This is a genomic window from Nereida sp. (assembly GCF_965655635.1).
In the GTDB taxonomy this organism is placed as follows: Bacteria; Pseudomonadota; Alphaproteobacteria; order Rhodobacterales; family Rhodobacteraceae; genus Nereida.
The window spans coordinates 63,917-85,544 of record NZ_CBFHHE010000005.1 but is presented as its reverse complement, the minus strand read 5'-3'; the positions used below and the strand labels follow the sequence as shown (position 1 = coordinate 85,544).

The following is a 21,628-nucleotide window of genomic DNA, read 5'->3' as shown; positions in this document are numbered from 1 at the left end:
TATTTTGTCAGCTTGGACCAACAATTTCGCAATCGACATTGCGGGCCTGTAGGCGCCGACAGGCAAGCGCCGCGGTTTGTTGGTTAAGCCCCAGGAAATTCGCATCAAACCCATTCCTGCGGCGGATCACTTTGCGCAGAGAACCGTCAAGCGTGTTCATTTCCATCAACGCGGTGCGCAACAAAACTTGTTCCGCTTTGTATTTCGTACCGAACTTGCCGACATTGATCCCGTAGTCACGCGTGCCGCCCGAATTTGAAATGCGTGTCACCATACTTGGCTGTGCCACAGTGGGTCGGACCCGCGGTTTGGGTGGGGTCGCAGTCGCCAATAATATGGGCTGTGAGGTTTGCACGTTTGCGCTGGCGCTGGTGTCGACGGCTTGAGCAACTGCCTGCTCAACGGTGCTTGCCAAGGCGAGTAACATCTCTTGATCGGGCTTAGCCCCACCCTTGCGCGCAACGGGACGCAGGCTTTTCTTAACCGCCGTGTGCAGGCGGATCGTCTTGCCCTTTAGCTCCGTATCATCGTCAGTGAGGCTTGCCACGTAGTTTGGCAGTGCGGGTTTTCTAACGGGCGCATTGGTAGGTGCGCGGCGGAAGCCCATATCCAGCAATTCGGCGACGCGTGCGTTACGCGTTGCAGTTGAGCGACCTCCAAACACAGTTGCGATGATCCGCTCGTTGCCGCGTTCAGCACTTGCAACTAAGTTGAAGCCTGCCGCGCGGGTGTAGCCGGTTTTGATGCCGTCTGCGCCGCGGTAGTTGCCAAGAAGGCGGCGGTTGGTGTTGGAGACCGTGCGGATGCCAGCGTCTGTCGTAATGCGCGAGAAGAGGTTGTAGTATTGTGGATAGTCGTAAAACAGTCGCCGACCCATTGTGGTCATGTCTCGCGCTGTCGACATGTGACCGCTTTCGGTCAATCCGTGCGCGTTCTTGAATGTGGTTTTGGACATGCCCAAGGCTTTGGCTGTGCGTGTCATGCGGCGGGCAAACGCAGCTTCCGAGCCTGAGATGGCCTCGCCGATTGCAGTGGCGGCGTCATTGGCTGACTTCACGGCTGCTGCGCGGATCAGGTAGCGAAATTGAATGCGCTGACCCGACTTGAGGCCGATCTTTGAGGGGGGCTCTGCGGCGGCCTTGCGCGATATTTTTACGCGTGTATCAAGGCTAATCTCACCTTTGCGGACAGCTTCGAACGCCACGTAAAGCGTCATCATTTTTGTCAGAGATGCGGGATGCAGGCGGGTGTCAGCGTTGCGGGAGTGAAGAACCTCACCCGACCGTGCGTCAATGACCATTGCCGCATAAGGGGCCGTCACGCCCATTCCAGGGGTTAACATCACACATACCAATGCGAGTGTGAAAACAAACATACGCGAAACGCGCCCAAAGGTGTAAAACACTGGGAACCTGCCTTGCCAAACTCTGCCTCTGATCGCCGGTTTTCCGACTGACCATTTCTATTGTTAATTGGTTACCATTTTTTGGCGAATCCGAAAACCCCCTTATTTTCAATAGGTTTTGCTATCTTTCGATAGATGCTTCTCAATATTTGGTAGTGTATTCGGCTGCCCCGCCTACATAAGCCCTGTATAGGTCGGTCTACTTTGACGGGCAAATTATTGCATATGCCCTGTGCTTTGGATTGCCCCCTTTTCATACGGCGTAGTGGCTTTATATAGTGTGTCGCACCACGGCCCATGGGATTTCAAAGTAATGATGGCGAACTGGCACCTTTCAAACGACGAACCTGACAGCCCTGAAAGCGACATCGGGTTGGCAACGAAGCCGCGTGAAAAGACAAAGCGGCCACCGATGTACAAAGTGATGATCCTCAATGATGATTTCACACCAATGGAATTTGTTGTGCACGTGCTTGAGCGGTTTTTTGGCCTTAACCACGCACAGGCGTTTGAATTGATGTTGACCGTCCACAAAAAAGGGCTGGCTGTTGTAGGTGTTTTCAGTCACGAGGTGGCGGAAACAAAAGTGACGCATGTGATGGAATTCGCGCAGCGTCACCAGCACCCGCTACAATGCACAATGGAAAAGGAATAGGCTCCGGCCGCTCTCCTGATGTCACGACTTTCACTTGCCATAGATGCGGGCTATGTACCGCTGCCCGATGAGGGCGTAATTGCGGTTTGGGGCCCATCCGCGGATGCAGACTTAGCTGCGCTGCCTCAGGACCGCGTTTCCATTATTCAGCCGTTCAAGCCGGACTATGATGCGTGGGCTGCGCGCGGATACACCGTTAGCCCCCTTCCTGAGGGCAGATTTGCCCACAGCATCGTGTTTCTCCCGCGCGCCAAAGACGCTATCCGCGCGCGGATCGCCGATGCGGCCGGCCGAACTGACGGGGCAGTCAGTGTTGATGGCCTGAAAGTTGAGAGCGTTGAGAGCGTTTTTCGTGATCTTCGCAAGATGTGTGATGTAACTTCGGCATTTTCCAAGCAGCACGGCAAAGCTTTCACAATCTCAGCCGGTGCAGACCTTAGCGCTTGGGCAATAGATGATCCGATGCAGAATGGGCCGGATGGCTTTAAAACCAGTGTCGGTGTCTTTTCTGCGGGCGCGGTCGATAAAGGAAGCGCAGCACTTGCCGCGGCTTTGCCCACCAAATTGCCTGCCAAAATTATGGATATGGGCTCCGGCTGGGGTTGGTTGTCGGCGCAGATTTTGAAGCGTGATAACGTCGTCCATCTTGATATGGTTGAGGCTGACCATGCAGCACATCTATGCGCTGCTCACAATGTAACTGATGAGCGCGCGAATTTGCATTGGGCGGATGCAACGCGGTTTAAGCCAGAAAAAGCGTTGTACGACGCGGTTATTTCCAACCCACCGTTCCACACATCACGTATTGCAGATCCGGCAATTGGTCGCGCATTTCTCGCGGCCGGTGCGTCAGTATTGCACCCCGGCGGGCAAATGTGGATCGTTGCAAACAGACACCTGCCTTATGAAGGGACGCTGTCTGAGCTGTTTGCGGACGTCAAAGAAATCGCAGGCGACGCAAGCTTCAAAGTGCTACATGCCCGCAAGCCACGCCGCCGCTGGTAAACCAAGTTAGGAAGCATCTGATGTCTTTTTCCATTGCGGGTAAAACTGCTATTGTGACCGGTGCTGCCAATGGGGTCGGCCTTGCGATTGGTCGCCACTTTCTGTCCATGGGCGCCAATGTCGTATTCGCGGATATGAATGAGGAAAAGCTGGTTGCCGAGGTCGGGGCGGACGATAGTGCGGAGCCGAAGTTCATCACGTTTTCAGGTGATCTGCGCGAAAAGTTGACAATTGCGAACCTGTTGTCTGCTACGTTGGATCACTTCGATCAGGTTGATATTTTGGTGAACGGCTCACGCCAAGTCCTTGAGTCCGATCCGTTCGACCCTGCAGCCGATCAAGTTGAAACACTGTTGCAGCAAAACCTGATGACGTCGCTTCGCCTCACACAGGCCATCTCGAAACGCATGATGAAGCAGGCCGAGACTGCTGCAGAAGATGCGCCTGCGGGCTCCATCGTCAACCTAAGCTCAATTGCTGCAAATCGTACCCAGCCCGAATTGCTTGCTTATTCCGTGAGCTCTGCTGCGTTAAACCAAATGACTCGTTCTATGGCGGTGGCATTGGCGCCGCACCGCATTCGCGTAAATGCAGTTGCTTTCGGTTCAGTCATGTCAGCCAGCCTTAAGGATACGCTGAAAGACAATGAAGTGTATCGTGAAGACATCAAAGAACACACGCCCCTGCACCGGATTGCTGGGCCGTCCGAGGTGGCTGACGCGGTGCAGTATTTGGCCTCAGATGCTTCAAGCTTTGTGACGGGTGAAGTGATTACGGTTGATGGTGGCCGCTCGCTTGTTGATGCAGCGCGCGCACCAGCCCACTAGTTTTGCCAAACATATCATAAAACGATGTTGCGAGGCGCTGCCCAAATCTAGGCAAGCCGCAAAACACATGTTAGTAAAGTGTCAACTAAAGAGGACAGTTTGCATGACCGAAGATTTTGACAGCCGCAAAGCGCTCGCCGCAGCGTGGTTTCGTGAGTTACGTGATCAAATCGTTGCAGTGTTTGAAGACCTTGAGGCGTCACACACAACAGGGCCGTTCTCAGATATGGCGCCCGGTTCGTTTGAAGTGACTGAAACAACACGGGCATCTGATGACGGTTCCGATGCGGGTGGCGGCCTGATGAGCGTTATGCGCGGTGGGCGCGTATTTGAAAAAGTAGGCGTCAACGTCAGTACGGTTTTCGGTACGTTGGCTCCGCGTGCACAGGCCGCGATGGCTGCGCGCAAAGGTATTCCGGGTATGGCGGATGATCCGCGTTTTTGGGCCAGCGGGATTAGCCTTGTGGCACACATGCGCAACCCGCAAGCACCGGCAGTTCACATGAACACACGGATGTTTTGGACGCCTCATGCGTGGTGGTTTGGGGGCGGGTCTGACCTGAACCCTTGTCTTGAGTTTGATGAAGACACGACGCATTTTCACGCGACCCAAGAGCAGCATTTGGCACCACATGGTGCGGATTTGTATCCGCGCCTAAAAGAGTGGGCTGATGAGTATTTCTATATCCCGCACCGTCATCGTGCCCGCGGTGTTGGGGGCATTTTCATGGATGATCACAACACGGGTGATTGGGAGGCAGATTTTGCTTTGACCCAAGACATCGGTCGTGCCTTTTTGCCGGCTTATGTGCCGCTTGTTGAAAAGCGCCGCACAGCAGATTTCAATGAGGCCGATAAAGAGGCGCAACTCATTCACCGTGGGCTCTATGCGGAGTACAATCTTGTATATGATCGCGGTACTAAGTTTGGTCTTGAGACAGGTCACGACGCCAACGCGGTGTTGATGTCCCTGCCGCCTCTGGCGAAGTGGGTTTAGACCTCGGTCCACTGCTTTTCGGTTCATAAAATACAAAAGGCCGCGCAAATGAATGCACGGCCTTTTTTGTTGATCTGATGAATCTGGTTAGCTGCGTTTTTCGCGGACCGTGTCGATCATCAGTTGTACGTTTTCGGGATCAGCATCGGGTGTGATGCCGTGACCAAGATTAAAAATATGTGGCCCACCCTTGAAGGCATCAACGATGGCACGTGTTTCATCAACAAGTGCTTGGCCGCCGGTGACCATATGGCTTGAGGCGAGGTTACCCTGAACGCAGCTATCAACTTGAACATTGCGCGCGGCCCATTCGGCACTGACGGAGTTGTCGAGGGCAACGCAGTCTGCGCCTGTTGCTTTGGCAAAGCCGATGTAACCATCACCTGCTTCGCGGGGGAAGGCGATGATCGGTGTGGTGGGGTGTTTTGCTTTAAGTGCTGTGATGATCTTGATAGCGGGGGCAAGGGCGTATTTCTGGAAGTCGTCACCTTTAAGTGAGCCTGCCCAGCTGTCGAACAGTTTAACGACTTCTGCACCTGCTTCGATTTGCATCGACAAATATGCAATGGTCGCGTCCGTTAAACGGTCAATCAGCGCTTCAAACAGCGGGCGGTTCTCAGCAATCAGCTGATGTGCGGGCCCTTGGTCAGGGGTGCCGCGACCTGCGATCATATATGTGGCAACGGTCCAAGGCGCGCCAGCAAAGCCGATCAGCGCAGTTTCTTCCGGCAGTTCACGTGCAAGAATCGTTACGGTCTCATAAATTGGCGCAAGGTGATCATGAACATCATCCGCGCTTTTAATTTTGGCAAAGTCCGCGTCGGTTGTGATGGTGGAAAGGCGGGGGCCTTCGCCGGTGACAAACCAAAGATCAGCGCCAAGTGCTTCGGGGATTAGCAAAATGTCTGCAAAAAGAATCGCAGCATCAAAGCCGTAGCGGCGGATCGGCTGAAGCGTTACTTCTGCGGCCAATTCCGGATTGTAGCAAAGTGATAGAAAATCACCGGCCTGCGCGCGGGTGGCGCGATACTCGGGCAGGTAGCGCCCTGCTTGGCGCATCATCCAGATCGGCGGCGTCTCAAGCGTTTCGCCCGCAAGGCTTTGCAGCAATTTCTTTGGCTTTGTCATGGTGATGCTGTCCTTCATCGGAATTTCCTTGCTTCGGGCGCGCCGAACTAGGCGCTTGGTATCACGGGACTTTTCTTGCGAAAAGATATTTTGCTTTTTGAATGTGGCCAGTTAAGGTTCTCGGGGTTGAGGAATGGCCATTCAACTTATAGACACCTAGTGTGTCAACAAAAGTGGACAATGTAAATTATGACTCTACCTTCTCCCGATGCACCGTTGAAAATCGGCACTCGTGGTTCGCCGCTTGCGCTCGCGCAGGCTTATGAAACCCGTCAAAGGTTGATGACGGCCTTTAATCTGCCTGAGGGTGCTTTTGAGATTGTTGTGATCAAAACAACCGGTGACCGCATTTTGGACCGGCCTTTGAAAGAAATCGGCGGCAAGGGTCTGTTTACCCGCGAGATTGAAGACGATCTGCTGTCCGGCGCGATTGATATTGCAGTCCATTCGATGAAAGATATGCCCGTTGCGCAGCCAGACGGGCTTGCGCTGACGACTTATTTGCCCCGTGAAGACGTGCGTGATGCGTTTGTCTCTTTGGACGGCGGCAAGCTTGCTGATCTGCGCGAGGGGGCTGTGGTTGGCACGTCATCCCTGCGACGCAAAGCGCAGCTTTTGAATTATCGTCCTGATCTGGAAATCGTCGAATTTCGTGGAAACGTTCAAACGCGATTAAAAAAGTTGAATGACGGCGTGGCTGAAGCAACCTTCCTTGCCATGGCCGGGTTGAACCGGTTGGCAATGGACGAAGTGCCCCGCACCGCCATTGAGGCTGAAGAAATGCTTCCGGCGGTGGCTCAAGGTTGTATCGGTATTGAACAGCGTTTGGGTGATGACCGCATGAGCGAGATGCTGAGCGCCATCAATGACACCCTCTCGACCCAACGTCTTGCGGCGGAGCGCGCCTTTTTGGGTGCTCTTGACGGATCATGCGAAACGCCAATTGGCGGCTTGGCCACTATTGATGGCGATACTCTGACCTTGCGCGGTGAAATTTTGCGCGTTGATGGTTCTGAGGTGCTTAGTGATGAGCAAACCTGTTCTGTGGCTGACGGCGCAAAGCTGGGCGTTGAAATGGCCCGTAAGTTGCGCAGTCAAGCGGACGATGACTTCTTCAGTTGGCTGAATTAATCGGCCGGCGCCGGTGGAATCACTTTGCCGGGATTGAGGATATTATTGGGGTCGAGCGCCGTTTTCAGCGTGCGCATCATCGCAAGGGCCGCGGGGTCTTTGCGTCGCGACATCGTATCAAGCTTTGAGATCCCAATGCCATGTTCGGCCGAAAAGCTTCCTTGCACTTCAACGACGCAATCCTCAATCGCCTCGACCATGGATTTATGCACGGCCTCATCATGTGTCGTGGGCCATACCGCATAGTGCACATTGCCGTCGCCCAAGTGTGAGACGATCATGGGTTGTGCGCCGGGATCAATCTGCTGCGTCCGCGCATCTGCAAGCCTGATAAAGCGGCTGACATCGTCAAGCGCGACGGAAACATCTGTGTTGACCAGTGGTTTGTGGCTTAGAAGAACCTCACCCGCTGCCTCGCGCCGCTCCCACATTTGGCGGCGTTGCGCCTCGTTTTGTGCAATTACGGCATCCAACACCTGACCGGTTTCCACCATTTGGCCCAAGACATCCTCAAGATACGATGTGATCGGAACTGACCCGTCGGGTTGCACGTCTGCGTCACGCGGCGCCGTAGCACCTACTTCGCACAAGATATTTATCTGGTGCGGTGCATCGAAGGGTTCTCCGCCGCCGTGGTTTTTCATATGCGCCTCAACATACGGGCGCGTCATATATTCAAATGCTTCAACACCGCCGCCTGTTGCTTGCTGAAGGTTGTTCAGAAGGCGCAAAGCATCATCAAGGCTGGGCACCGCCAGCATGGCTGTGGCATAGGCCAATGGCTTCGGGGCCAGCTTCATAACGGCGGCAGTAATGATTCCCAGGGTACCTTCTGCACCGATCATCAAGTGCTTTAGGTTGATACCAGAGTTGTCTTTATGAAGCGCGCCCATCAGGTCCATGATCTCGCCTTGGGGGGTGACCACTTCAAGACCAAGGCAAAGATCGCGGGTGTTGCCGTAACGCAAAACGTTTGAGCCGCCTGCGTTGGTCGATAGCATTCCGCCGATCATCGCGCTTCCTTTGGCTCCAAACGTCATTGGAAACACAAGGTTCAAGGCGTCGGCTGCATCATGTAGTTGGGACATTATTACGCCAGCCTCAACAACTGCCACGCGTGCATCAGCCCGCATTTCGCGAATTTTGTTGAGCCGGTCGAGCGATAGCATCACGGCCCCTTCAGCATGGGTTCCACCATTCAGGCCGGTATTGCCGCTCACGGGCACGATTGCGGTTTTGTTTTCGTTCGCCCATTTGACCAGTGCTGCAACTTCTGCGGTATTTGCAGGACAGACCAGTGCAAGAGGTTTCCAGCTATACCAGCCGACCCAGTCGCTGGAATAGGCTGCTAAATCCTTGCCGGTTGTCACATAATTTTCGCCAACGATGCTTTGCAATTCAGAAATCATGGTCATCCCCTTCGTTGAAGGCAGTTTGCACGAGTTTGCGGGTTGACGCCATGGGGTGCCGTCGATAAATCAGCCGCCAGTGGCGCGGTAGCTCAGTTGGTTAGAGCGATCGACTCATAATCGATAGGTCGGGAGTTCAAGTCTCCCCCACGCCACCATTTTACTCATTATGTCTGGTAATAGTCGCAGTACCAGCGCACGAATTCCTCGACGCCCTGTGCAACGCTTGTTTGAGGTTGGTATCCGGTCAGGTCTTTTAGCAATTGCGCGTTTGCCCATGTCGCGGGCACGTCGCCGGCCTGCATGTCCATCATGTTAAGTTTTGCGGTTTTTCCAGTGGCTTTTTCAATGGCGGCTATGAAATCCATCAGTTTGACCGGCTCTGAGTTTCCTACATTCACCGCACGCCATGGCGCAACTGGTGACATGCTATCATTCGGGGCGATATTTTCGCTACGTTCAGGGACTGCTTCAATAAGTAAGCGGATCGCTTCGACCAGATCGCTCACATAGGTGAAGTCTCGGCTCATTTCGCCGTGGTTGTACACATCAATCGGCTCACCGGCCAAAATGTTGCGTGTGAATTTGTAAAGCGCCATGTCTGGCCGCCCCCAAGGGCCGTAAACAGTGAAAAAGCGGAACATTGTGATAGGCAGGCCAAACAGATGAGCATAGCTGTGGGCCATCGCTTCGTTTGCCTTTTTGGTGGCCGCATAAAATGACATCTGCGTATCTGCGTATCTGCGTATCTGCGTATCTGCCTTGTCGGTTTCGGCGTAAGGCATTTGCGTGTTGGCACCGTACACGGAACTGGTGGAGGCAAGCAGCATATGTGCGGGCGGAAAGGCGCGGCCCGCTTCCAACAGCTCGTGAGTGCCGATTAGATTGGACTGAACATAGCTGCGCGGGTTGTCGATTGAATAGCGAACACCTGCTTGGGCAGCGAGGTGCACAACCACATCAGGGCGGTACTTTTCAAAAAGGTTATGCAGCACCTGTTCGCCTTCTAGCCTGTCTTCACAGGCTGTGAACCCTTCGCTTTGAAGTAAAATCTGATGTCTGCGCTGCTTCAGGGCAACGTCATAGTAATCTGTCATGGCGTCTAGACCGATCACACGGAATCCGTCGCGCAGCAGTCTTTGGCACAGGTGAAAGCCGATGAAGCCCGCCGAGCCAGTTACCAACGCGGTTCTTTGTTCAGTCATCTAAGTGCCTCACTCTTGTCATTATCGCTGAGTATCGTGCGCAAATAAGTCAAAAGTTAGAGCGGAACGCGGCCAATTTTGCACCGCTGCCCCGCGCGTTGTTTTGACGAGTTAGACCAATGAGTGTCAGGAGTGGTTAATTGCGCATCGCGATGATTGGAACCGGCTATGTCGGGCTTGTTTCGGGGATTTGTTTCTCGGACTTTGGGCATGACGTAGTATGTGTTGATAAGGATCCCGCCAAGATTGAGCAGCTAAATGCGGGTCACGTCCCAATATTTGAGCCTGGCCTTGAAGCGCTGATGACGAAAAATGTTGGGGCTGGTCGGCTGTCGTTCACCCTTGATCTGGCCAGTGCCATGAAGGGTGCCGATGCGGTATTTATTGCTGTCGGCACACCGACTCGTCGGGGCGACGGGCACGCGGATCTTACATATGTATATGCCGCTGCAGAAGAGGTTGCGCATCTAATCGATGACTACACAGTGGTGGTGACCAAATCGACAGTCCCCGTTGGCACAAACCGTCAGGTTAAACAGATTATCCGCAAAGCAAACAAAGGCGCGTTGTTCGATGTGGCATCAAACCCGAGTTCTTGCGTGAGGGGGCGGCAATAGATGATTTTATGCGCCCAGATCGAGTGGTAGTTGGGGTGCAAAACGAACGTGCCGCAGACGTGATGGCTGAAATCTACCGTCCCCTTTTTCTGAGGGATTTTCCAATTGTGACCACGGATTTGGAAAGTGCGGAGATGATCAAATACGCCGCCAATGCATTTCTCGCCACCAAGATCACATTCATCAATGAGATTGCTGCACTGTGTGAAAAAGTTGGTGCGGACGTGAAGGAGGTCTCGAAAGGCATGGGCCTTGATGTGCGGGTCGGCAATAAATTCTTACACGCAGGGCCTGGCTATGGCGGATCTTGTTTCCCCAAAGATACCAAAGCCTTGGCGCGTATTGGCCAAGAATATGCGGTGCCAATGCAGATCACGGAAACGGTCATCAAGGTGAATGAAGAGATCAAGCGCGGCATGATTGAGAAGCTTCTCACCCTTTGTGATGGCAGCTTTAACGGCAAAACCATCGCCGTTCTGGGGGTCACGTTCAAACCCAATACGGATGACATGCGTGATGCGCCAAGCCTTACCATTGTGCCTGCTTTGGTGGGCGCGGGGGCGAAAGTGGTCGTTACTGATCCGCAAGGCAAACATGAGGGCGAAACGCTTTTGCCGGGTGTGGTGTGGGCTGAGGACGCATATAAGGCCGTGCAGAAAGCTGATTTGTGTGTTTTGTTGACCGAGTGGAACGAATTTCGTGCGCTTGATTTGAACCGGATTTCACGGCGGATGAACACGCCGCGGTTCGCAGATTTGCGCAATGTTTATTCGGAAAAAGATTTGAAACGGGCAGGATTTGAAAGTTATGCGTTCGTGGGTCGCTAAGGCGCTTATGGCATTGGGTTTAACCGCGCAACCGGCAACGGCCGAATGCGTAGTTCTGTTACATGGGTTGGCTCGTAGCGACACGTCGCTTGCGGTGCTTGAGGGCGTTTTGCGGACGCAGGGCTATCACACGGTCAACCCCGGCTACCCCTCGCGCCAATTACCAATTGAGGAGCTGGTCGCCCAAACGCTTGGCCCTGCGGTTGCCGAATGTAGGGATCGCAAGGTGCATTTCGTCACCCACTCAATGGGTGGCATTCTGGTGCGCTCCTATCTTGAAAAGGCGCGCCCGGCTAATCTTGGGCGTGTTGTCATGCTTGCGCCCCCCAATCAGGGGTCAGAGTTGGTGGATACCTTTGGGGATTTGGTGCCTTTTGAATGGCTCAATGGTCCTGCTGGCCGTCAACTTGGCACCAATGATGGCAGCGTTCCCAGTCAATTAGGTGGCGTTGATTATCCTGTTGGCATCATTGCGGGTAATGTGCCGCTTGGCGCACTTGGTGCTGTTTTGATCGATGGGCCCCATGACGGTAAAGTGTCTGTAGAAAGTACGAAATTGGCGGGCATGCGTTCTCACATCACGTTGCCGGTTAGCCATACGTTTATGATGAATAACCCTATCGTGATGGCTTATGCGCTGCGCTTTCTGCGCGAAGAAAAGTTTGGCGAAAAGATCGATCTTGCCTCGGCGGTGCAGATGATTGGTGATCCTTTGATCAATTCTCAGAACTGATTTTCTCAAACTGCCAGCGCATGACTTGAGTGGTCACACCGTCGGCTTCCAAAGTAACGGATGGATAGTCCGAATTGTTCAGCGCGTCCGGCCACCTTTGCGGCTCAAGCGCCAGAGCAGCGCGCGGCATCGGCCCGTTTACATTCAATGAGATACCATCATAGACCTGCAGGCCTACGTCAGTGCTCCATAGGTGCAAGGCTTTGCCGCCGGCACGCAGCACCGCGATCTCGCGCATTGGGGACGTCTGTTGTGATAAGCAAAAGTTGTTATCGACAGACGTATCTCCGATCAGCCGTGGCGTGCGAAAATCAAACTCAGTACCCGCAACTTCTGTAATGCCCGTGGGCAGACTGTTTTCTGAGGTCAGGTATTGATCTGCGCGCACCTCAAGGGTGTGGTTATCGATTGTTGGCGCCCCAGTTAGGTTCCAGTACCCGTGGTGGGTTACGGCAACAGGGGTTCGTGCGTCGCTTGTGACCACGATGGCAAGTTCAATTCGGTTGCCCGCAATGGCGTAGGCCGCTGTCACAGTTTTGTTGCCGGGAAAACCACCCAAACCGTCAGGGTCTTTGAGCATAAACGTGACGCACCGCTCTGTGCTGTCCACAATATCCCACACACAATTGTGCCAGCCAGCAGGGCCGCTGTGCAAAGTGTTTCCGCCGCTGGATGGATCGAACTTCAACTCTTTTCCGTCGAACATTGCGCGTGCGCCGCCAATGCGGTTCGCCACTGGGCCGATGACGCAACCCACCATGTTGCCGGGGGCTAGATACGAGCCAAGATCATCAAACCCAAGGGTCAGGTTCTGTGCATCGCCATTCAGATAGACCGATTGTAGCGTCGCCCCAAAGGTCAGAAAGCTTGCAGATAACGCATCATTGGTGAGGGTGATCTTATGGACTTCGGTGCCGTCTGGCATTGTGCCAAAGCTTACAATTTCTGCCATGTTACACCTGCTGCTGATATCTCATTCCCATCAATTGTGACGCTGTGTGGATTGTAGTTGAACCAAAACCGGTGGGTATCTGTGTCGCGAACACGTACACCTGCTGGCATTTTATGGGGCGTCACAAACATCTGGATCACGCGGTCAAATCCTGCCTCATCAAGCCATGCGCCAAGGTAGAACAGGCCATTGCTACCGACAAGCACGGGCTGATTGTCGATCGTTTCAATGTGCGTTTCGGCGTCACCTGCAATATGCTCAAACCAGTGGCGCGCGGTGCCGCCTCCTTTCAGGTCAAACTTCGCAGTGGGCGGAATGCTTTCAGTGATCCGCACAGTGACATCAAGCCCCTCAACATTTGGGCCCATCGGGGTTGGGATGGCCAGATTGATGTCTTTGGTATCGGTACGCGGCCCAAAAAGGACGGGCGTTTTGGTACTATGCAGTAGCTTGCGCAGCCCGTCCGGAATGGTCATCAAACCAGGCGCGAAAATAGCACTGTAGCCATCAAGCGAGGGGGCGTCGGGTGTTAGGATATCCACGTTTTGGCCCGCGCGCCGCAAGGCGCGGTACGTGTCGAAGACAAGTCTGAAATAATCAAAATCTGCGCCCTGTGGCTGCGCAAACCACGCCCATGCTGAGGCATAATCAAATATGATTGCCACATCGCCTTTTGCAGTCTTGGCATCAGGCATCGCCTTAATTTCGTCCGCAACTTGGCGTGCCTCACTGAGGGCCGGCGCATCGGTGCTGTCAGGATGCAGCAAGCCTGCATGCATTTGCTCTTGGGCAAAAGGCGCCTGTCGCCAGCGGAAATAGCACACGGTTTCAGCACCATGCGCAAAAGCTTCCCATGCCCATAAGCGGGCCATCCCATCAAGAGGGGCAGGGTTGTAGGGGGCCCAATTTACTGGACCAGGTTGTTGTTCCATGATCCACATACGGCCGCGGCCCACCGCGCGGTACAGATCGTGGTGAAAGGCCTGAAAGTCCGGATCCCCTTGGCGCAAAAAATGCTGTTTGTTCGCATCGCTTGCTTCAAGGCGGTCTGACAGAAAGCCAATCGGATAGCTGTCCCATGACGCAATATCGAGGTCCGCCCCCACATCGAAATGATCAAACTCCATAATACGCCCCATGTAATTGTGGATCAGTGGCGCATCCGTATGAGTGCGTAAAATATCGGTTTGAACTTTGTTGAAGGCCACAACCATGTCCGAGCTATACCGCATGAAATCAAGTTGGTGGATGTGGCTTGGTTCGGTCACCGTTAGGTTAGGCAGATCGATCTCGGAGAAATCATCGTATTCCATCGACCAAAAGACGTTACCCCATGCCTTATTCAAGGTGGTGATGTCGCCGTAGCGCGCTGCGAGCCAGTTTTGAAAGCCACTTCGCGCCGCATCAGAGTAAGATATGACAGTATCATGGCAGCCGTATTCGTTGTCGGTTTGCCATGCGTGGATGAAGTCGTTTGGCCCGTAGCGTTCTGCCAAGTTGCGTGTGATCCGGCCAGCTTCTGCGCGGTATGGCAAATGCGAAAAGCAGTAGTGCCTGCGCGAGCCAAATTTGCGGGGCTGCCCTTGTGCGTCTATTGCCAGCATGTCGGGATATTTGTTCAGAACCCATTTGGGGGGCGTCGCTGTGGGGGTGCCCAACACAACTTTCAGGCCAGCACGGCCCAAAACCTCAATGGCGTCATCCAACCAGTCCCATTGAAATACACTTTCGCGCGGCTCAATCTGCGACCAAGCGAATTCACCGATCCGGACCCAGCTCAGGCCTGCTTCGACCATTCTTCGTGCATCATCCTCCCAGATGCCTCGGTCCCAGTGTTCGGGATAATAGCAGGTGCCAAGGGTGCGGGGCTGTGTAGTGATCATACTTTTACTTGATGCTCCAACTGGGGCGATACGTTGAGCGGCTTGAAGAAGGTTTTGCCGCCGTCGGTCTCAGTCACATCGACGGCAGCGCTAGTCGCAAAGAGCCCGTGATCAGACAACGCAGGGCAGCTGATTTGGGTAGCACTGAACTCATGCGCCTCAATGAAATTTCCTGATGGATCATAGACGGCTACCCGCGACGCACCCCATTGTGCCACCCACAAATTGCCGTTGGCGTCTGTAACGGCACCATCTGGGTTGAGGCCTTGGGCCGTCAGATCAACGTGTACGGCTGGTGCGTCATCGGGCCACCCCGCATCATCAAGGGGGACACGCATGATCTGTTTTGTCGTTGTGTCCGTGAAATAGGCGCAGGATTTATCAGGGGCAAAGCAGATGGCGTTGCTAATCGTGATATTTGCAAATAGGCGGTGCAGCTTGCCTTCGAACAGGCGGTAAATGCTACCCGCTTTGGGCTGCGCCTTCTTACCCATCGTGCCAATCCAAAAGCCCCCCCAAGGATCGGCGCGCCCATCGTTTGAGCGGTTATCAGGCAAATGGGCTTCTAGCTCGGCGACAGTAGTTTGCACTCCCGTTTCCAGATCAAACGTGAATAAATTCGTTTCGGACGCAATCAGAAGCTGCGTTTCGGACATCCAACCAGCGGCCGAGACATGCTCACTAAACTGCCATGTTTGACCTTGCGAATGCAGGGTTTTTCCCAAGATGTCGAACCAGAAAAGTTCCTGTCGCAGCGGGTGCCACAAAGGCCCTTCACCAAGCGCGCAGGCGCGTTCGTCAAAGATCATCTATGGCCTCATCATAGGCGGCAACAATCGCCGCTGCGTTTTTGGCGATGGTGTTTGTGCTCATTCCCGGTTTGTAGATGCCTGAGCCGATGCCAAACCCGTCAGCGCTTGCTGCGATCCATTCTGCAAAATTATCGGGTCCTGCGCCGCCTACAGCGTAAACCTGTGTGCCTTGGGGCAAAATTGCGCGGATCGCCTTTAGGCCGTCGATTCCCGCCATGTTACCGGGGAAGAGTTTTAATCCTGTTGCCCCTGCTTCAAGGGCAGCAAAACATTCGGTCGGCGTAAATGCCCCGGGCCAGGATTGCAGGCCAAGTGCTACTGTATGCGCGATGACGTCTGGATTTGTGTTCGGTGATACACTGAGCTTTCCGCCTACGTCAGCTACCGCGTTCACTTGCGCTTTGCTTAGAACAGTGCCGGCCCCGATAAGCGCCTGTTGGCCGTGCGCGTCCGCCATTGCCTTGATCGCCCCGATGGGGTCGGGGCTGTTCATTGGCACCTCAATAGTGGTGATGCCTGCTTCGATAATAACTGATGCGGCTTCGGCGGCTTGCTCTGTGGGAATACCCCGCAAAATAGCAATGATAGGACGGCTCATGTGATGCCTTTCAATTTCTTGTAGCCCGCGGTCAGGCCTGCAAGGGTCATCGCGGCGGGGTCTGTTTCCGTCGCAGGAACTCCTTGGCCTCGCAGAGCTGTTGTGTAGTGGCCGGCGAGTGGCGCGCTACCGACGATGGCTACGTTCTGACCTAACCAATAGGGCTTGGTTGCCGCAAGTTCGGCCCCGATCAGCAAACCAGAAAGTCGTGCACTGCCTGTGTCTGGTGCGGTGTCTTCCAGAAGCTGGCTAGCGCGAATGTTGAACAAGCGTGCGGCCAAGGCTTCAGGCCGCGACATCGCTGTGCTGAGGCCGTCTTCGAATGCTGCATCGCTCCAACCTTCTGAGGTGACGGAGTGCGCTAAAACGCTTTGCTCGCTGAGAAGGCCAAACAATTCCCCCGTCATGAGGGTTTGGAAACTGACCACTTCACCTGCACTCACATGGACCCATTTCGTATGCGTACCAGGCAAACAAATTACGCCGTCCCAGTCTTTGTTAAGCGCAAGAAACCCTGCGATTTGCGTTTCTTCACCGCGCATCACATCTGCGGGACTGGTCTGTTTTATGCCCGACAGAATATGCATTTGCAGCCGTGCGTCTTGGGTCGGAACTTTTACGATGCCCTCGCCCAACGGTTCGCAGGGCACGGTGCTATAGGGTGCCTCCATCCAGCCTTGGCGCGCACCGACCATCCCACACGCAATCGCAATTGTGGTTCCGTCCAGCCAAGTGCTGACCATCGCCATCAACGCGTCTTCAAACTGATCGCGGGCAAGCACGTTCATGCCGTTGGTGCTGGTTGCTTCACGCACTGCACGCCCGTTTGCATTCATGCCCCAAACTCTCAGGTTCGAGGTGCCCCAATCAATTGCGATCCACTCCACGTCGGTCATCCGGTTGTTACCACGCCACCGTCGATCACCATTGCCTGACCTGTCATCATTTTGGAGGCATCGGAGGCCATAAATAGGCACGCGCCGGTGATGTCATCCGGGGCAAGGGGTGTTTTTAGACACTGCCGGTCGATGTGTGCGGCCAGCGCTTCTTCTGTCACCCACAGGTCTTTTTGTTTCTGTGTCAGCACCCAACCTGGCGCCACGGCGTTCACGCGGATGTTGTGAGGGCCAAACTCACGGGCCAGGCTTCTGGTCATGCCATTGATGCCAGAGTTTGCAGTCGTGTAGATCGGGTACCCGCCATTGCCCATCATGTAGCTGATGGAGCTGAAGTTGATGATTGATCCACCAGTGTTGGCCATCAGAGCCGCGGCGTGTTGGCACGCAAAGAAATAGGCCTTGAGGTTGACCGAGATCATCCAGTCCCAAAAGTCAGGCGTGACTTCGGCTGTGCTGTGACGTTGGTCATTTGCGGCGTTGTTAATCAAACACCGTAGCGGCCCATGTGCTGCAACTGCCTGATCCATCGTTGCCTTCAGGTGGTCCGTATCTGTGATGTCCCCTTGCAAAAACAAAGGGCGCGTTCCGTGCTTTTGCTCCATCGCGTCGCAAAACGCGCTGGCGTGTTCACGGCCGATAAAGGCCACTTTTGCACCTTGCGACAAGAACGCATCCGTTAGTGCCGCGCCGATGCCTGATCCGCCGCCTGTGATATAAACGCTGGCGTCTTTTAGGTCATGAAATGTGGGGTGCATTAGTGGCTCTCCCTTGTGACGAGGCGGGTGTCTTTACCGACCAAGAAGTCAAGGTCAGCGCCTTTGTCCGCCTGTAAAACAGTATCGATATATAGCTTGGCATACCCGCGTGTGTAATGAGGTTCCTCTGGTTGCCAATCTGCACGGCGGGCTGTCAGTTCGTCTTCACTGACCAGCAACTCCAACACACCGCCACTGGCACTTACGCGGATACGGTCCCCTGTTTTCACCAGCGCCAAAGTCCCGCCCGCATTTGCTTCGGGACTAACGTGCAAGATGACAGTGCCGTAAGCAGTGCCCGACATACGCGCATCGCTAACACGGATCATGTCGCGCACACCTTGTTGAACAAGCACTTTTGGAATTGGCATGTTGCCGACCTCAGGCATCCCGGGATAGCCCTTCGGACCACAGCCCTTTAGCACCAAGATAGTATCCGGCGTGACAGGCAAATCATCGCGGTCAATATTTGCTTTCAAATCTTCTATGTTTTCAAAAACATACGCCTCGCCTTCGTGTTCAAGCAATGCATCTGTGGCTGCTGAAGGCTTCAAGATGGCTCCGTTGGGCGCCAGATTGCCGCGTAAAACCCGCAGGCCTGCAGCTGGCTTTACGGGGGCGTCGAAGGTTTTGATGACGTCTGTGTTGTAGTTTTCTGCGCCCTGCGCATAGGTCGAAATGTCCCCGCCAAGCACTGTTTTTGCAGATCTTATGTGAGAGCCGAGTTCAGACAGAACCGCAGGCATTCCGCCTGCGTAACAGAAGTCTTCCATCAGGTATTTACCAGACGGCATACAGTTGACCAACAGGGGGAATTCGCCACCGATTTCAAAATCGTCAAGGCTTAGATCAACGCCTACACGCCCCGCGATTGCCAGAAGGTGAACGACTGCGTTTGTTGAGCCACCCACAGCGGCATTGGCAAGGATCGCATTTTCAAACGCTTCTTTGGTCAAAATGTCGGACGGCTTTAGATCTTCATCGACCATTTCCACAATGCGTTTGCCTGTCATATGCGCCAGCGCCATGCGGCGCGCGTCCACAGCAGGCAGGGCCGCGTTGGTCGGAAGGGACATGCCCATCGCCTCAACAAGCGATGCCATCGTGCTGGCTGTGCCCATGGTCATGCACACGCCTTTGCTGCGCGACATGCCAGACTCGGCGTTCATGAAGTCTTGCAAAGTCATATCGCCTGCGCGCACCGCCTCAGAAAATTTCCAGACATCTGTTCCAGAGCCGATGTCGGAACCTTTGTATTTCCCGTTCAGCATCGGTCCTGAGGACACGACAATGGACGGAAGATCGACAGATGCCGCACCCATCAGTTGGCCTGGTGTTGTCTTGTCACAGCCGCCCAGCAATACGACACCGTCGATGCCGTAGGCGCGGATGGATTCCTCCACGTCCATGGCAAGAAGGTTGCGGAACAGCATTGCAGTGGGCTTCATCTGTGTCTCGCCTAGGCTCATCACCGGAAACTCGACAGGGAAACCACCCGCTTCCCAAACGCCGCGCTTTACGCCCTCAGCCAAGTCGCGAAGGCCCGAGTTACATGGTGTGAGCTCTGACCATGTGTTGCAAATCCCGATAATCGGACGGCCATCAAATGCTTGGTCTGGAAACCCTTGGTTCTTCATCCAAGAACGGTGAATGAAGCCGTCTTTGTCGAGTTTGCCGTACCAATGGGACGAGCGGCGGGGCTTTTTGTCAGTCATAGTTTTGTTCCTTCCAGTACCCACATGGTCTCTGGGAAATTCCATGGCAAGGTGACGCCGTAGTTCATTAGATAGGCTCCGGAAAATTCCATAGGCTCGGTTTTGATCCGCTGATCCCCGCGCGATAGTGCAGGCGCTGTGGGGCCGTTCATTAGTTGGATGCGGTAGCGTGCAGTTGGGTCAAGACGGGTCAAGCGAAGCGGTCGCGGAGCGATTTGCGCGCTTGTGTCTGCTTTGCCGGCAAACACTACAAAGCGGCTATGATCTTCGGCAAGTTGCTGTTCTGCGATGACCGCCGGATCGGCGCTGTCGAGGCGCAAAATATCTGCGCGTTGCATCCAATCGCGGTTCGCTTTCCACCAGCTTGTGACTTCGCGCAGAACCCGCTCTTCACGATCGTCCAGTTCACGGGGATCCATTTCAAAGCCCATATGGCGCTGTGCAGCGACCCACGCGCGCATCGAAATATCGATGCTACGCCCTGACGTGTGACATTTGCGCGGACCAACGTGACTTCCTGTGACGGAGAGTGGCAGGAAAAGGGCTGCGTTATGCTGAATTTTGAGCCGCTCAAGCGCATCGTTGCTGTCTGACAGCCAGACACGTTGGGTGCGTTTTAGGATACCCATATCTATGCGGCCACCACCTGAGGCGCAGCTTTCAATCTCGACCTGCGGGAAATCACGGCGCAAGCGGTCAATCAGGGCATATGAGCCGCGTGTTTGTGCGGCGTCAGGGGCGGGGAGTACACGGTTATGGTCCCATTTGATGTAGTCCACATCGTGGTCACGCAAGATTGCAGACATGCGGTCGTAAAGGAAATCACGGACTTCGGGCAGCGCCATGTTGAGGGCTTTTTGCTGCCTGCCAAGGGTCTGATCTTCGCTGCCCAACGCCCAGTGCGGATTGGCGCGGTGGATATCGCTATCAGGGTTGATCATCTCAGGTTCAAACCAGATGCCGAAGGTCATCCCTTCGGCGTGAACATGATCGATTAGCGGGCCCAAACCATCGGGGTATTTGCGCGGATCGACTTGCCAATCAGACAGGGACGTCGTGTCGTCGTCGCGTTTACCAAACCAGCCGTCATCCAGTACGAAACGCTCTGCGCCCAGATTGGCCGCCTTGGTGGCGATGTCTTTGAGGACGTCTAGTTTGTGGTCAAAGTAGACAGCTTCCCAACAGTTGTAATGCACAGGCCGCGCGATTTGGCCCTTGGGCCAGGTCACAATCTGATCGCGGGTATGGCGTTGAAATGCTGTGGCGCATCCGTTCAACCCGTGCCCCGAAAACGTTGCATAAAGAGTTGCGGTCTCAAAGCGGGTGGCGGCTTCTGTTTCCATTCGCGCGGCATGGCCAAACTGGATTTGACGCCGTCCATCGGGCAGTTCCTCGGCGATCATTTTGTGCCCGCCGGACCAGCCATAGTGAAAGCCATACGCCTCGCCGTCGGTATTTGTGGTGCCTTCACAAGGCACGATTAGACCCGGAAAGTGTTCGTGACCTGTGCGGCCAGTCCGGTTCTCACGGTATCGCATGCCTGCCGACCATGCCGTTCGATTAAGCTGGAATTCACCACACCAACGGCCTGCAAAATCGATCATCTCACTGGCGTTTTGTGGGGCGGGAAATACTGGCGCGGACAGCCAATGCAAATGGATCGAGCGATCCGCTTCAAGAATGTGCTTGGCGGTGATAATATGCGTTTGAGGGTTGATCGCGTAAATGGCGGTCAGGGTGAGGCGGTTCTCATCATCACGAAAACTTAGGGTCAGCCCACCATCGGTCCCCGCTTTTTCAAAGCAGAACTTTGGCAACAAAGGTGTGCCGTCTGTATCACGACAAATCAGACCGGGCTGGCCGGGAAATGTGCGCGATGCTTCGGGGCAAATTGATAAATCTGGGTTCTCATCCAGCATGCCGCCGGTCACATCAAGCTGGTAGGCCGCTTGGAGCGTTTCGAGATCCTCATCCGCAGGCAGAGGCGCGCCCCAGTAGATCACTTGAGGTAGCCGCGCGCCTTTGGTTGCCAGAACCAGTGTCTGACGTTCATCGTCTAATCGCCAATGGTGCAT

Annotated in this window: 17 protein-coding genes, 1 tRNA gene and 3 pseudogenes; 9 read left to right on the top strand and 12 right to left on the bottom strand. The window is 54.5% G+C overall.

Annotated features, from left to right (window positions below):
- Positions 1–7: 7 nt before the first annotated feature.
- Positions 8–1,342 (bottom strand): D-alanyl-D-alanine carboxypeptidase family protein, encoded by a 1,335-nt coding sequence (locus tag ACTF5M_RS02930; RefSeq protein WP_438959594.1) that lies wholly within the window; start codon positions 1,340–1,342, stop codon positions 8–10.
- 379 nt (positions 1,343–1,721) lie between these two features.
- Between ACTF5M_RS02930 and clpS the strand changes: the two genes are divergently transcribed.
- The 4 genes from clpS to hemF all read left to right on the top strand — a co-directional run bounded on the left by clpS (position 1,722) and on the right by hemF (position 4,889).
- Entirely contained in the window at positions 1,722–2,060 is a 339-nt protein-coding gene (clpS, locus tag ACTF5M_RS02925; RefSeq protein ID WP_438959617.1) for an ATP-dependent Clp protease adapter ClpS, read from the top strand.
- A gap of 18 nt (positions 2,061–2,078) precedes the next feature.
- On the top strand, positions 2,079–3,065 hold the full coding sequence (locus ACTF5M_RS02920; protein WP_438959593.1) for a class I SAM-dependent methyltransferase: 987 nt from the start codon (positions 2,079–2,081) through the stop codon (positions 3,063–3,065).
- A 20-nt stretch (positions 3,066–3,085) separates the two neighbouring features.
- Positions 3,086–3,892, top strand: coding sequence for an SDR family NAD(P)-dependent oxidoreductase (locus tag ACTF5M_RS02915; RefSeq protein ID WP_438959592.1), 807 nt, complete (start codon positions 3,086–3,088; stop codon positions 3,890–3,892).
- A gap of 103 nt (positions 3,893–3,995) precedes the next feature.
- Positions 3,996–4,889, top strand: coding sequence for an oxygen-dependent coproporphyrinogen oxidase (gene hemF / locus ACTF5M_RS02910; protein WP_438959591.1), 894 nt, complete (start codon positions 3,996–3,998; stop codon positions 4,887–4,889).
- 87 nt (positions 4,890–4,976) lie between these two features.
- On the opposite strand, the gene hemE is transcribed toward hemF, so the two are convergent.
- Positions 4,977–6,017 carry a uroporphyrinogen decarboxylase gene (gene hemE, locus ACTF5M_RS02905; RefSeq protein WP_438959616.1) on the bottom strand — a complete coding sequence of 347 codons (1,041 nt, stop codon included), beginning with the start codon at positions 6,015–6,017 and terminating at the stop codon, positions 4,977–4,979.
- Positions 6,018–6,206: 189 nt separating this feature from the next.
- On the opposite strand from hemE, the gene hemC reads away from it, so the two are divergent.
- Positions 6,207–7,148 (top strand): hydroxymethylbilane synthase, encoded by a 942-nt coding sequence (hemC, locus tag ACTF5M_RS02900; protein WP_438959590.1) that lies wholly within the window; start codon positions 6,207–6,209, stop codon positions 7,146–7,148.
- Here hemC and ACTF5M_RS02895 read toward each other — a convergent pair.
- Positions 7,145–8,563, bottom strand: a complete 1,419-nt coding sequence (locus ACTF5M_RS02895; RefSeq protein ID WP_438959589.1) for an FAD-binding oxidoreductase — start codon at positions 8,561–8,563, stop codon at positions 7,145–7,147. The two genes, hemC and ACTF5M_RS02895, sit on opposite strands and share 4 nt — an antisense overlap.
- Before the next feature lie 75 nt (positions 8,564–8,638).
- Between ACTF5M_RS02895 and ACTF5M_RS02890 the strand changes: the two genes are divergently transcribed.
- Positions 8,639–8,715: transfer RNA gene (locus ACTF5M_RS02890), tRNA-Met, on the top strand.
- A gap of 9 nt (positions 8,716–8,724) precedes the next feature.
- Here the strand turns inward: ACTF5M_RS02890 and ACTF5M_RS02885 are convergent.
- Positions 8,725–9,762: an NAD-dependent epimerase/dehydratase family protein gene (locus ACTF5M_RS02885; protein ID WP_438959588.1), complete on the bottom strand. Its 1,038-nt coding sequence runs from the start codon at positions 9,760–9,762 to the stop codon at positions 8,725–8,727.
- 140 nt (positions 9,763–9,902) lie between these two features.
- Here ACTF5M_RS02885 and ACTF5M_RS02880 point away from each other — a divergent pair.
- Positions 9,903–11,206, top strand: a pseudogene (locus ACTF5M_RS02880) (UDP-glucose dehydrogenase family protein).
- A 7-nt stretch (positions 11,207–11,213) separates the two neighbouring features.
- Positions 11,214–11,939: an esterase/lipase family protein gene (locus ACTF5M_RS02875; RefSeq protein ID WP_438959587.1), complete on the top strand. Its 726-nt coding sequence runs from the start codon at positions 11,214–11,216 to the stop codon at positions 11,937–11,939.
- Here the strand turns inward: ACTF5M_RS02875 and ACTF5M_RS02870 are convergent.
- From ACTF5M_RS02870 to ACTF5M_RS02860, 3 genes and pseudogenes are all read right to left on the bottom strand, one after another.
- Positions 11,923–12,891 (bottom strand): aldose epimerase family protein, encoded by a 969-nt coding sequence (locus ACTF5M_RS02870; RefSeq protein ID WP_438959586.1) that lies wholly within the window; start codon positions 12,889–12,891, stop codon positions 11,923–11,925. The genes ACTF5M_RS02875 and ACTF5M_RS02870 overlap by 17 nt on opposite strands.
- Complete coding sequence (locus tag ACTF5M_RS02865; RefSeq protein WP_438959585.1) at positions 12,876–14,774, bottom strand: beta-galactosidase; 1,899 nt, start codon at positions 14,772–14,774, stop codon at positions 12,876–12,878. The genes ACTF5M_RS02870 and ACTF5M_RS02865 overlap by 16 nt, the downstream gene beginning before the upstream one ends.
- Positions 14,771–15,544, bottom strand: a pseudogene (locus ACTF5M_RS02860) (SMP-30/gluconolactonase/LRE family protein); the annotation flags it as partial. The pseudogene ACTF5M_RS02860 and the gene ACTF5M_RS02865, both read right to left, overlap by 4 nt.
- Here ACTF5M_RS02860 and ACTF5M_RS02855 point away from each other — a divergent pair.
- A pseudogene (locus ACTF5M_RS02855) lies at positions 15,482–15,625 on the top strand (hypothetical protein); the annotation flags it as partial. The pseudogenes ACTF5M_RS02860 and ACTF5M_RS02855 sit on opposite strands and share 63 nt — an antisense overlap.
- Here ACTF5M_RS02855 and ACTF5M_RS02850 read toward each other — a convergent pair.
- The 5 genes from ACTF5M_RS02850 to ACTF5M_RS02830 are packed head-to-tail and all read right to left on the bottom strand — an operon-like array spanning position 15,573 to position 21,628.
- Positions 15,573–16,184, bottom strand: coding sequence for a 2-dehydro-3-deoxy-6-phosphogalactonate aldolase (locus ACTF5M_RS02850; protein WP_438959584.1), 612 nt, complete (start codon positions 16,182–16,184; stop codon positions 15,573–15,575). The pseudogene ACTF5M_RS02855 and the gene ACTF5M_RS02850 sit on opposite strands and share 53 nt — an antisense overlap.
- Positions 16,181–17,080 (bottom strand): 2-dehydro-3-deoxygalactonokinase, encoded by a 900-nt coding sequence (locus ACTF5M_RS02845; protein WP_438959583.1) that lies wholly within the window; start codon positions 17,078–17,080, stop codon positions 16,181–16,183. The genes ACTF5M_RS02850 and ACTF5M_RS02845 overlap by 4 nt, the downstream gene beginning before the upstream one ends.
- Entirely contained in the window at positions 17,077–17,838 is a 762-nt protein-coding gene (locus ACTF5M_RS02840) for an SDR family NAD(P)-dependent oxidoreductase (protein WP_438959582.1), read from the bottom strand. Before ACTF5M_RS02840 ends, ACTF5M_RS02845 begins: the two co-directional genes overlap by 4 nt.
- On the bottom strand, positions 17,838–19,553 hold the full coding sequence (locus tag ACTF5M_RS02835) for an IlvD/Edd family dehydratase (protein WP_438959581.1): 1,716 nt from the start codon (positions 19,551–19,553) through the stop codon (positions 17,838–17,840). Before ACTF5M_RS02835 ends, ACTF5M_RS02840 begins: the two co-directional genes overlap by 1 nt.
- The gene (locus tag ACTF5M_RS02830) at positions 19,550–21,628 is read right to left on the bottom strand and encodes an alpha-galactosidase (protein WP_438959580.1); all 2,079 of its coding nucleotides are present in this window, start codon (positions 21,626–21,628) and stop codon (positions 19,550–19,552) included. The genes ACTF5M_RS02835 and ACTF5M_RS02830 overlap by 4 nt, the downstream gene beginning before the upstream one ends.